Annotated in this window: 8 protein-coding genes; 2 read left to right on the top strand and 6 right to left on the bottom strand. The window is 49.8% G+C overall.

The genetic code is table 11. The features are described 5' to 3' along the window. The coding region (locus tag HOK28_11655; protein ID MBT6433742.1) for a DUF4215 domain-containing protein at positions 1–6,146 on the top strand (6,146 nt) is incomplete at its 5' end. 64 nt (positions 6,147–6,210) lie between these two features. Here the strand turns inward: HOK28_11655 and ndk are convergent. Beyond that, positions 6,211–6,645 carry a nucleoside-diphosphate kinase gene (ndk, locus tag HOK28_11650; protein ID MBT6433741.1) on the bottom strand — a complete coding sequence of 145 codons (435 nt, stop codon included), beginning with the start codon at positions 6,643–6,645 and terminating at the stop codon, positions 6,211–6,213. A 129-nt stretch (positions 6,646–6,774) separates the two neighbouring features. On the opposite strand from ndk, the gene HOK28_11645 reads away from it, so the two are divergent. Next, on the top strand, positions 6,775–7,158 hold the full coding sequence (locus HOK28_11645) for a CbiX/SirB N-terminal domain-containing protein (GenBank protein ID MBT6433740.1): 384 nt from the start codon (positions 6,775–6,777) through the stop codon (positions 7,156–7,158). Here HOK28_11645 and HOK28_11640 read toward each other — a convergent pair. From HOK28_11640 to HOK28_11620, 5 genes are all read right to left on the bottom strand, one after another. After that, complete coding sequence (locus tag HOK28_11640; protein MBT6433739.1) at positions 7,155–8,627, bottom strand: amidase; 1,473 nt, start codon at positions 8,625–8,627, stop codon at positions 7,155–7,157. The genes HOK28_11645 and HOK28_11640 overlap by 4 nt on opposite strands. 97 nt (positions 8,628–8,724) lie before the next feature. Then, the gene (locus HOK28_11635; GenBank protein ID MBT6433738.1) at positions 8,725–9,000 is read right to left on the bottom strand and encodes a hypothetical protein; all 276 of its coding nucleotides are present in this window, start codon (positions 8,998–9,000) and stop codon (positions 8,725–8,727) included. Between the two features lie 70 nt (positions 9,001–9,070). Next, on the bottom strand, positions 9,071–9,682 hold the full coding sequence (locus HOK28_11630) for an isoprenylcysteine carboxylmethyltransferase family protein (protein MBT6433737.1): 612 nt from the start codon (positions 9,680–9,682) through the stop codon (positions 9,071–9,073). Between the two features lie 128 nt (positions 9,683–9,810). Further along, positions 9,811–12,279, bottom strand: coding sequence for an MMPL family transporter (locus HOK28_11625; GenBank protein MBT6433736.1), 2,469 nt, complete (start codon positions 12,277–12,279; stop codon positions 9,811–9,813). Continuing rightward, positions 12,276–12,849: GH3 auxin-responsive promoter (locus tag HOK28_11620; GenBank protein MBT6433735.1), on the bottom strand; the 574-nt coding region annotated here is incomplete at its 5' end. The genes HOK28_11620 and HOK28_11625, both read right to left, overlap by 4 nt.

Below are 12,849 nucleotides of genomic sequence, written 5' to 3'. Positions count from 1 at the left end.
AGACCGACCGTATCACCGTTGTTCGGCCAGGAGCGTCCAGCACTGTTCCTCACCCTGGCTACTGGGTCATCGCTCGCTCCGAAGGTGGTGAGATTCTTGGGCGCGGTTACCAACGCATCGCTTTTAGTAATTCAGAGAAAGCAGTCGCCACAGTCTATATTTTAGATTGGTGTGGGAACGCTGAAAATAAAGGAAAACTCTGCGCAGACGAAAGTAATACACGCACCATTTGTGCGCCTACCGATAACGAGTCATTTGCCTGCTTAGATTCAATTTGCGGTGACGGCGTTTGGGATGCGAGTGGAGAGAGCCCGGAAGCCTGTGATATTTCAGATACAGACTCCTACAGCGCCATCCCCGACGGCTCATCTTGCAATAGCGCTTGCGAGCTATTCACTCCATTTTGTGGCGACGGTGTCGTCGATAAGCCAGTCGAAGAGTGTGACGATGGTAATCAAGACAACACCGATTCATGTACCAACGATTGCAGCATAGCCCGGTGCGGCGATGCCATTGTTCAGCAGGGCGAAGAGGACTGCGATGATGCAAACACCAGCAACACCGATGCGTGCACCAACACCTGTAAAAGCGCCCGATGCGGAGACGGGTTTTTGCGAGAAGCTGACGAGAACGGCGAAAATGGTGAAGAGTGCGAAGATGGAGACATCGATGATTACGATAATTGCACGAGTACATGTGAGCTAAATGATTGCGGAGATGGATATATCAACTTCAATAACAACCTCGAAGAATGTGACGATGAGCAAGAGACCGAAGACTGTAACACCGATTGCACACTAAGTTACTGCGGGGATTCCATTGTGAATACTACCGCTGGTGAAGTCTGCGATCCTGGTGCCATCAATGCAGAAACAGCCGAATGCGATTATGACTGCACCGTACAAATCTGCGGAGACGGCGTGGTCAACAGTACAGCCGGCGAAGAATGTGACACGGGCGCAGTGGGCGAAGAAACTGCTGAATGCAACAACAATTGTACCGCCAGCGACTGCGGCGATGGAATCGTCAATACGGCAGCAGGAGAAGCATGTGACACATTCGTCGAAACTGCCGACTGCAATGCTAACTGCACAGTTAACAGCTGCGGAGACGGGTTTGTAAATAGCAGCGCCGGTGAAGAATGCGACTATGGCGAACCGGGCGCCGATCCAGGGGAATGTACCATCAACTGCAAACTCTCAGTCTGTGGGGATGCTGTTGTTCATCTCGCTGCCGGCGAAGAGTGTGACCCTGGAACTGAAGACTTGGAAACAGCCAATTGTACATACAATTGTACATTCACAAGCTGTGGAGACGGTATCGTAACGCTTGCCGCTGGCGAAGAGTGCGACCCCGGTTCGGGGCCTGCAGGCACGCCTGGCTCAGGGCCGATAGCCACCGCCGAGTGCAACTTAGATTGTACCTTCAGCAGCTGCGGAGACGGAATCGTCAACGCTCTTGATGGCGAAGAGTGCGACGACGGTAACGACAATAATAACGACTCCTGTACCAACAGCTGCTTGGATGCACGGTGCGGAGATGGATACATCAACTTAGATGACGAACTTGAACAATGTGACGACAACAACACCAGTGAATTAGATTCTTGCAATAACAATTGCCAAATTACCACATGCGGAGATGGAATCATTCAGACGATGTTTAACGAAGTCTGTGATGATGGGAATGACTCCGACAACGATGACTGTACGTCCACTTGCGACAACAATGTCTGCGGAGACGGCCTTGTAAATCTTTTGAACAATGCAGAAGCCTGCGACGATGTTTCTGAATCTGCCGGCTGCAATGCGGATTGTACTCTTGCAATATGCGGAGACGGCATTATCAACGAAGCCGCTAATGAAGAATGCGACGATTCGGGTGAGAGCAGCGTTTGTAACTCCAATTGCAGTATTTCTGAGTGCGGTGACGCAATTATAAATACCACCAGTGGCGAAGAATGCGACGACGAGGTTGAATCGGCCCTCTGTAATGAAGACTGCTCAGCACAAGAATGCGGAGACGGTTATACGAATACCGAAGCTGGTGAAGAGTGCGATGATGCCAACACAATTAATACAGATGCCTGCACCGATGCTTGCCAAAATGCTACATGCGGAGATGGAATTGTTCACGAGAATGTGGAGGATTGTGATGACGCCAACACTGACGAGACCGATACCTGCAGCTCCAGCTGCCAAGCAACCTATTGCGGCGATGGCATCACACAAGCCGTTTTGAATGAAACGTGTGATGATGGCAACGATTCAAACCTCGACGCTTGCAAGGCCAACTGCTCTGCCAACACCTGCGGCGATGGGTTTGTAAATCTCGAAGGGAATGCGGAGCAATGCGATGATCAAAACTCAAACCAGAACGACGACTGCTTAGGTACCTGTGTACTCAACACCTGCGGCGACGGCATTATCAAAAACAGCACTGAACCGAGCCTCTACCAAGGAACACTACCGCTTACCCCTCTTGAAGATTGCGATGATAACAACACGAACCCAAATGATGGTTGCGATGCTTGTATCTCACAGGCGTGGAACCCCACCACACTCTTCGGGACACAAACCGCACTGAATGAAAGCCCATTCTCGCGAGTAGGTGATATTGAATTTGACCTCGCCGACAACATGTATGTGATTGACTCAGGCCGCGACCAAATATTTAAAGTCTCTGGTGCTACAGACCTCAATCCAACAGGTGAAATCGCACTCCTAGCTGGATCCTCAAGTAATAACGAGAATATGAAATTCTACGTGTCCAGCCAAGAAGGTGGAAATATTCTATTTTCCGGTGACGGCGATGGGGAGCCGGCCAAGTACACCGCGCTGAATGAACCTTCAAATGTAAAAACTGACGGTTTGGGTAATGTTTATTTTGTTGAAGAAGAAAATAGAACCACAGGCTACAGTGACGACTGGTTCAATGAGTCCTCCACTCTACGGAAACTTAACGACGAGGGCGTGCTATCCACCGTCATTCAATTCTCTAACTCAGGTTCCTATTCCCCCAGTCAAAATGTGGACTACACGCTCTACAAGATCAGAGACATCGCTGTTGATGGATCCGGTGTTCTTTATATTTTAACTGAAATCGAAATACGCAGCACGACAGGATGTGATACGGGCTCAGGTTGTCAAACCGATTCATCCTACAACCAAGCTATTCTCATCCAAGATCCCAATGCAATCGATCAGAGTTTTACCGGCACTCTCATCTCTAGTTCTGGTTACTTTTACCCAAGGCATATTGATATCGCCCTAGATGGCACCATTATGGTCGCGACCTACAATCAAGTTTACGCGCTGGAGGTGAGTAACAGTCCCATGGCACCTAGCGGAGTCATTTCTACAGGCAACATTACCTACGACACAATGGAGTCTTATACTGCGACAGGTATTATAGGCACATTTGAAATCTGCGATGACACGGGAATGATGCCCGGCGCCCCCCCATGCACTCCCACTATTGGGGATACGGGTAACAACGTTTATCTCTCTTATATTTCAAGCCTTGAAAAAGATCTTGACGGTGACCTCTACGTTGGAATTGGCATGGAGTTTAGCTCAGATCCTAGTGAGATTTCTAACAACACCAACATCTATCAATTTACAAAAGGTACCGATAGCGCTTGGTCCTTCACCCAGAAAAAAACATACACATGGGGTTTCACTTCTGAAGCAATGCCATTTGCCAGCTCTTCGGACAATGGGTTTTATTCAGCCACAACCACAGGTAAAGGCGTGCGCCGCGACACCAACGCAGGCACCGAGGACGTCATCAATGCAACCGGGAATTCCGCCAATCTGTGCGGACAGGGTAAAGCGAATGCTCTGGAATTAAATCGCCCTCTTCAATCCGTGTTTGATTCTTCAACCAACTCGTATTTCGTGCTCGACAATGGTGAACGACGTATCTACCGAGTGGATTTAACGAACAACGAGCGGTACGAATTTGCCGGTACCGGCGAAGAGTGTAGCGACATTTCACCATACAGCTGCGGGGATGGTTACCAGGCCAGCCAGCTAAGTTTCTACTACCCTGAGAGTATCGCATTCGATTCAACGAATAGTTACCTTTATGTCGCAGACAATAGTCGCATTCGAAAAATCCAGCTGGCTAATGATGATTCCCTTGCAAACGGGTGTGACGCTGCCGGTGATGGACTTGTCAGTTCTACAGTTATTGGGGGCAACAGTTGCGACTCAGGTTGCAGCATTGACGGAGTAGACGGCGCGTCAGCTTCTCTTAGTTACAACATCCACATGGCGCTAGATGCCAATCAAAACCTTTACTTTACCAGCGGAAACAATATCTACCGGGTTAACAAGAATGCTGGTTTAGGCATTGAAAAAACCGCGTTCATTAATATGGTCGTGGGCTGCCCCACAGGAGCCACCTGCCAATCTGATATCTTTTCGAATCCGCTGGCACTCAACTTAAGTGAGCCGAGCGAAATCGCCTTTGACACAAGTGGAAACCTTTGGATCGCTGATAGAATCAATTATCGAATCCTACGCTTCAATCCTAATACCAACCAAATTGTGAAGGTTGCAGGAGCTGCGTCGGCATGTAACTCCGGAGATTGTGGTAACGGTGGTAACGCCCTCACTGCGAATCTAGGCGAAGTGACTGCTCTGCAAACGATGTCTGATGGTTCAGTCCTGATTGCAGAAAATATTGCCCAAGTCTCATTTGGCGCAGGTGACTCCGAGCCCCTTTACCTTTCGACGATTAGAAGAATCAGCGCAGATGGCAGTGGTGGTTTTATCATTCAGGCCGAAGCTGGCCGTAATACAGAGCCGGAGAATGGAAACATTGGAGATTTCGAGAGCCCCTCCGAAGCTGCTTTCAGCGAAATCCAAGACATTCAAGAAGCTCAAAAAGATTCGGGCGGTGACTACATCGGCGATTATGAATGGTTGGCGATTGATCAGAAACTTAACTTAATTCGCGGGGTCACCCACACTTCCCCCTATAAAATCCAATCCGTAGCCGGCGGAGTGAAGTGGTCCGATGACTGCGCCACCGACCCAGTCGAATGTTCACCCACATTCGGTCGCCCGGTCAGCATACAAAAAGTTTCTAGTGACTACTGGATACTTGATTCAGAAGCTGGACGTATCCGCGCATACAGTGAAGAGACCTCTCCATACCGAGTGGACAACGTTCTGGGCTATCCTGGGTTTAATTACAGTAGCTGTTCCGAGTTAGGCTGCGCAGACCCTGCGACACTTAGTTCTCAAGTTGCGAAATATCACCCTACGTTAACCGATGCTTTGGGGATGGTTTACGACGCCGTCACGGAAAGCGTCTATTTTACACAGCAGCAAGAAGCGCCGAGCACCTTTTACGCCTCCAGTTCAAGCTATGGATCTAGTATCCACTGTATCGCCAACCCACTGGCCGATGATGCAAGTGTCATATTCTTTGCGGGCAGCGCCGATGGTACCGGTTACAGCAACGGTACCGCTTTGAATTCCCGATTCAATAAGCCAGCCGGGATGGCGGTTCACTGGGAAACAGCAAGCGTCGGTTATCTCTATATCGCAGATTCGGGTAACCATATCATTCGGCGGCTCCAACTTGATCCAAGTGCTCCCTGTAAAGCTGCCGGCAATGATGTTGAACTCGTCGCAGGTACACCGGGCGCCAAAGCGTTCCTCTACGACGACGGTTACGCGGCGACTTCTGTATATCTAAATAATCCCAAAGCGGTTGCTCTGAGTGATTCCGGTAGTATTTATATTTCCGATACAGGCAACCACCGCGTGCGCCGGCTTGATCCGACCACAGGTCTTATCAGCACCGTCATTGGACACAATGAACTGGGCTCAGACTCCGCTCAAGCGATTTATCAAGCGATTCAAGAACCTCATGCCATTGTCTTCGACACCTATGGCAACCTGGTTGCCACCTCATCGTCCAGCATTAAGCTTGTAGAGCCGGGAGCAGATGGCATCGTAAGAGGAGCCAACCGCCTTCATACCATTTATCCATTTAACAGAGTCAGTGATTACCAATGCTTAGATACACTGGCTTTAGGCACAACTTCTGCCAACGACGATACCATCCATCTGCTCGATGGCTGTACTGGCGACTGGGTAATGCTCACACGCGGGTCGTTGGAACCCTAAAAAAAAAGCGCCGGGCTCTTCAAAAGAGGCCGACGCTTTCTCATCGAAAATCGCGAATCGATTCTTATGCGAATACTTCACCAGCGGCGAAGAAACGCTTAAGTTCTGCAGTCGCAGCTTCTGGTGAGTCAGATGCGTGAACGATGTTGCGCATCACGTCGTCACCCAGATCACCACGGATAGTGCCTTTAGCAGCTTCTTGGCTGTTGGTTGGACCTGCGAGGTCGCGAATCTTTGTGATTACGTTTTCGCCGCGAAGCGCCAAAGTAATAACTGGCGTTGAACGCATGAAGTCTTCAACTTCTGGGTAGAACGGCTTGTCAGCGATGTGTGCGTAGTGCTCACGAAGAACTTCAGCGCTAAGCTGCTGCATTTTGCAACCAATTACTTCAAGACCAGCTTCTTCAAAGCGAGTCATTACCTGGCCGGCAACTTTCTTAGTCATGCAATCAGGCTTCAAGATTACTAGTGTTGTTTCGCTCATAATATCATTCTCCATTAACGTCGTGGGTCTTAGGGTGCGAATTCGTTCTCATCGAACTGGTCCGCACTGCTTCGGCGCCCCTGTACCGCCCAGAAGCCAGCTGCGCAAGTGGAAACCTTCAACCGAGTGGGTTAAGATAACGTCATGAAATCAACACAGACCACCCATGTGATCCTCTTTTGCCATGGCAGCTCCGACCCACTTTGGGCCGCTCCATTCAGGGAACTCACCCTGGAGCTTCAAAAGACCTACGGACAAGATAAAGTCCACCTCGGATTCTTAGAACGCAGCGAGCCCGATTTGGAAACTCTGGTTAGGCAAATCGCCAAGCTCGGGGCCGCGCATGTAAAAATCTTGCCAGTATTTCTGTCCGCTGGAAAGCATCTCCGGGAGGATGTCCCTCCCCTGCTAGTCGAATTTGGTAAGGAATATCAAGATCTTACGTTTGAACTACTCGACCCCGTGGGCCGCCAGCAAGCCTTTATGGATATGCTTGAGAGCCTCGTCGGACACCACCTGGATTCTTAAAGCCCCGAAAGCTTCGGAGGCTGCCAGCCACCAAATTCATGTTCAAGCATTTTAGCGACGGCAATCGTCATATGGTCTTGCCCGTGCCCGGCCGCTACTTGAATCCCCAGCGGCAACTTTAAACGGTCCATCCCTAGCGGCACCTGGGTCACCGGAACCTCAATCACGTTTAGAATTGCCGTATAGGCATAGTCTGATCGCAAACGCAGCTGATTCCAGAAAGGCACGTTATGCTTTGGAGCCGGTGATGTGTAACTTGGCAAAAACATAATTCCATCATCATCAAGCATCTCAGTTACACGGGCCTTCAAGGTATGCCCAAGCTCTATGAGCTTCGTCCGATAACCCGGTAAAAGATCCACCAACTTCTCAGCAAGCCCTAAGAGTGAGGCCATCGCAGTATGCTCGGATTGTCCAACAAGCCACTTGCCCAGCTCCGCTGCCGCATTCACGGGATCTCCGTCGCCCATCAGCTCCACAAATGGAGTATCCGAGGCTTCACCCATCATCGCTGACCAAACTTCAAAGGCCTGTGAAAACTCAGGGATATCGATGTCGATGACTTTGCAGCCGCGTCTTTTAAACAAATCGACCATCAGCTCTTGGCGACGCTTCAGTGATGAATGAACCGGGTAACGTTTGAACCCTCGCAAGTTTAAGTAACGTAGACCGTTGAGATCCACTTCATCTGGATCGCCCAGAGGCATCTCGAAACACCCCGTATCCACCCCATCTGGACCTGCCATCACGCGTAAGAGAGGCATTAAATCCTCTGCCCTGCGACACAAGGGCCCAGTGGTCAAAAAGCGCAGTGCTTCATTTTCTGCACATGGATGCTGACCGGTACCAGGCACCAAACCTCCTGTTGGCTTATGACCAAATACCCCATTAAAAAATGCCGGCATCCTGATGGAGCCGCCGATATCGGAACCTAAACCAAAAGGAGAAGCGCCGGCGCTGATGATCGCACCTTCACCGCCTGAGCTTCCACCCACTGTGCGTTTCGGATCGTAGGCATTGTTGGTTCGGCCATAAACGTAATTGTTACTTTCCATCCAGAGACAAAGCTCGGATGTATTCGTCACGCCCATCGGAATAGCGCCGGCTTCTCTCAGACGCTTTACCGCGGTGGCATCCTCGTAAGCTATGACACCTTTTCGTTTCACCGCACCCGAAGACTGGGGCATACCCGTAAGCCCAAAGCACTCTTTAATCGTGCATGGTACACCATGAAAAGCTGGCAACTCGGATGGATTCTTTGTTTTTAAATCTTCGTCTGCTTGGTCGGCTTCCGCAAGGGCATCATCAAAGCGCTCTCGGACCACCGCATTGATGGTGGGGTTCACTCGCTGAATCTGTTCGATATGAATTTCTACCGCTCGGCGACTTGAGAGCTCACCGCTGCGAATCGTCTCCGCAATCGCGGTTGCGCTGGAGGTCAATACTCTTTTGGATTCACTTGTGCCCATAGTCTTCCCTAATCCTAACAAAGCCGACTTCAAGATAGGGAAGGACGCAGCGGGCCACAAGCCCCCAAGAGGAACTCTTAAGTAGCCATTGATAAATTTAAGAGCAGTTTGGCTTTGTATACCGGGTTTTAGCACGTGCTTTGGGGATGTCCTCCGTGAAATAGGACCCCTTCAGAATTTTCCAAAATACCAATGGCACATAAAAAGGTACGGTTACCTCAACGGTTGCTTCCTTGAGACTAACACCGCCATCTCCAGACAACCAATGACCGAACGCTCCAACACTACCGGAAAGAACGGGAGCCAATAGCCACCAAGGGTTCCAGGTAAGTAGCGCAATCAGAGGGCCGACGAAGTACATCACCATGCTCACCACATGAATCCATAGATTCAGTGGTTTCGTGTGACGTAGAACAAACCTATCCCATCGGGTTGTCTCAAAATCAGAACCCGGGAACAAACCTCGGTCGATTATTTGTGTATCTATCATATTCATTGGGGAAAGCTTCCATGAGCACACTCTCCTCGCGAGGAATCCGGTAAACCAGAAGCACAGCGAGAACACCGGCAGTCATTAAGAAAATAAAAATATTAGACGTGATGAAAAAGGTTCCAAAAAGAACCGTAAAGAGCCCAGTGTACATAGGATGCCTCACGAAAGCATAAGGGCCGCTCGTAATCAGTTCATGATTTTTTCGAACATGTAGAAACGGACTGAAATTGTCACCTAAAGTCTCGTGCACCCACCAAGTGAATACCGTACCTAAAAAGATGAGAAACACTCCGAACCAACGTAAGCCTGAGTCCATCTCTAAAGCACTCCACTGCATCCAGTGGGGGTTTAGAATCCAAGCGACCATACCGGCCGCTCCGAGGGTCTCACAGACTCGAATCCCAATGCGAATCCAGGCGCTTTCCAAAAAGTCATTTTTAGAAGTTACCTGCCCGCACCGTTTATTGGCCAAGAGTCGAATGATTGTAAACGGAATCGCCGCTGCCACGTAGGCCACTCTCAACCACAAATCTGTTTCAAATCCGTCGATCACCATGCTCATCTCTCCCGCTTGTACACCTCTTGACGCAGCACATCTCGTGCCATCTCGCGACCTCGCAAACGACTGATATAAATAGCTTTTTAAAATTAGCCCAGACCATTATTCTGGCCCGCGCCATGATATGGTCGTTATGCGCCAGATTGTGACGCAGAGGACTTGGGCGGATAGAGAAAGCGCAGCAGCGCGGGGCCTACAATCAGGTCTACAAACACCGCAAAAACAATGGTCATGCTAACTAAAATGCCAAAGCGATCCATATTTTTGAGTACCGCGGTCGGGTAAAGGCAGGTCGTCGCCACTAAAACAATACTCGTAATCATGATGGCTCTACCACTGCATTGAAGCGAAACATCAATCGCTCTATCTGTATCACCCGTTCTCTGAAGCTCCACCTTAAAATGGTGAAGAAAATGAATGGTATCGTCCACACACAACCCAAGAGCCAGTGATGCAACCAAAACCGTTGCTAAATCGATAGGAATATCCACTGCACCCATAAAGCCTAGAAGCATCGCAATAGGGAGTAGGTTTGGAACCATAGAAATAAGTCCAAGCTTCAAGTCTCCCAAAATGAAAATCATAAGAAAGCTAATGACGATAAATGCCGAAGCAAAACTTCGGATAAGGTCTGCCAGCAACTGATTGATGGTGAGGTAAAACATATAAACAATACCCGTCGGTTCTACCTGCGCCATCGAAGCCAAATGCTTATCAATTGATTTTCCAATATACTCAGTCATCGGACCATACGACCCCGCCGGGAGCCACTGCACTGTAAAAGTCATGTGTGAGAGTGTCAGGTCCAAAGTCGTTAATCGGCGAAGTCTATCCGGCGACGCATTTTCAAAGACGAAGAGAATATCGTTCAATTCGGCCTGAGTTTCGGGCAGGCCGTAATATTCCTCACGCCCATCATAAAGTGCTCGCCGAGTTTCTCGGACCACGTCAAGAATGCTAATGGCATTACCGGCCAAGCGTTTATCTACCTTAGCATCATGGTAAGCCAAGATTTCCGACTCTACTTTTTCTAAACCCTGGAGCAGTTTCAAATTGCGAAGGCCTTTATCGCCTTTAGGTTCAACCAAAAGCGTAAGCTGAGACGCGCCGCCCATGTGTTGGTCAATCTGCCGAAATGCGACACGAATCGGTTCGTCTTCGGGATACCATTCAATGGGTTCATGCCACACCCTGATGCGAGGCCACATCATCGCCGCTAACACCAGCACCAAGATACCAAGTGCCAGAACACGATTACGTTTGACGGGGTCTTCGCGAATCGAATCACCCCCCCGCCGGCCCGATAGTAAGTTCGCACGGTCTACCCAGCGCTTAAGCATTGAGTCATTCCCGGCGTTGGCGATATCCAAGCTCTCGGGAAAAAGAGATAAGCAAATAGGCATGAGTACCAGAGTTAGAATGAAAGCAATCCCAACGCCCATTCCACCAAAGATGCCAAGCTCTTGAATGGCTGGTAACTCAGCGAACATAAACGAGAACAGCCCGGTCATGGTTGTGAGCGTTGTAAAAAGCATAGGAAGTCCAGTGAGGCTTCCCGTTTTGGCCAAAGCTTTGGCGCTCTCCATACCTCCAGCCTTCAATTCGCGGTAAACGGATTGGAAGTGAATCGAATCGGCCACACCCACCGCCACGAGAAACACTGGTAAAATTGAAGTCAGGAAGGTGGACGGCTTATCCATCCAGGCCATCAAACCGAAGGTCCAAATATTGGACAAAACAATAACGCATCCTGGAACGATGATTCCGACCGGATGTCTAAATACCCATCCTAATGCCACCACCATCAACAAGCAGCTTAGAATGAATATCTGCTTCATGTCCCGAAGAGATAACTCTTCTGAGCGCGCAACAAGAGCCGGATTCCCGGCGGTGTGAATCGCAAAGCCTTCCTGGCTCAACCGGCGCACAACCTCGTCCACCGCTAAATAAACCTTCGTCGTATCTCGGCGACTGATTTCAACTGTTCGAATCAACACCATCGCGTGCCGGCCCGCTTTGCCAACCACTCGCCCTACATAGGAGCGTTCACCCAGTACTTTCTTCTTCAACCCAGGTAGTTCATCCTCAAGAGGCCATCTCTCCAAGAGCCCACCGACGCGTAATCCATCGGCCTCATAGGTCGTATCCCGAACATTAATGAGCGATGTCACCTCCGTGAAAATGCTGCCGCCTTTTTCATCTCCCCATGCAGCACCAGCGTCTGCGTCATCAAAGTCCGTAAAACCGGTAAGATCTTCGTTGCGCTGCGCCCGCTCAAGTGGATCACTTAGAATGACATCAATAGATGCAAGCTCCTGATGCAATTTCTTCAAGTGTGTTAAAAATTCAGTTGTAAAGACCTCACCCTCCACCAAGATCATAAAAAGGGAATCATGCCCAAACTCTTCGCGGAACAATTCCAACGCGCGCCGCACATCCGTATCTTTGCCAACAAATGCTTCCGGGCTGTTGTCCATCATCAACGGGTGCCTGACCTGGCCCCAGATAGCGATTCCAGTGACCACCAATACGAGCAACACCGAAATTAGGCGATTACCCGCAATCCAGTTCATCCAGCCGCTAAAAAAACGTTCACTCATTGCGGTATATCCTGAACCGTTGCCATGCTGTGACAAAGCTCTGAATCCGCGGGGGTGCCCACGAGATAGCTTTGCTTCATATCCCCGATACGTTTACCCGCTCGGCCGTGATATTGAGCCATCTCTTCTTCGGCATTTTTAAGAATAACCACACGAGCAGCACCCAACTGCCCCAACGCACGAGCATGGCGATAATGGTAAGCCTGCGAGAGCCCTTCTTCCAGCAGCGCGCTGAGCTTTGGAGTCGCCTGCTCACATGCGTCGAGGAGCAAAACGTAGTGGTCGTTCGGAGTTCGTATTGGCATTAAAGTGCGAAACGAAGCTTCGTCTATCGCTAGGTCGTCAATCACTTGGCGAACGAATGACTCATTGAGCTTTTCACCAACCAAATCACTGAACCGGTTGTTGCGACCTAGGAACCGAATGGTGGGTGTGTTCCCAACTCGGCTCACAGCCTCAACCTGATCGCCCATACGGTACCGTACCACCCCGCCGCGTTGTGAGACAACAAGACTGTAAGACTCGCCTAACTCTAGCTCGTCTACCGCCAACAAATCTCCCGCCTCATTT

The organism is Deltaproteobacteria bacterium, assembly GCA_018668695.1.
In the GTDB taxonomy this organism is placed as follows: Bacteria; Myxococcota; XYA12-FULL-58-9; order XYA12-FULL-58-9; family JABJBS01; genus JABJBS01.
This window is presented reverse-complemented; position numbering and strand designations above follow the sequence as displayed.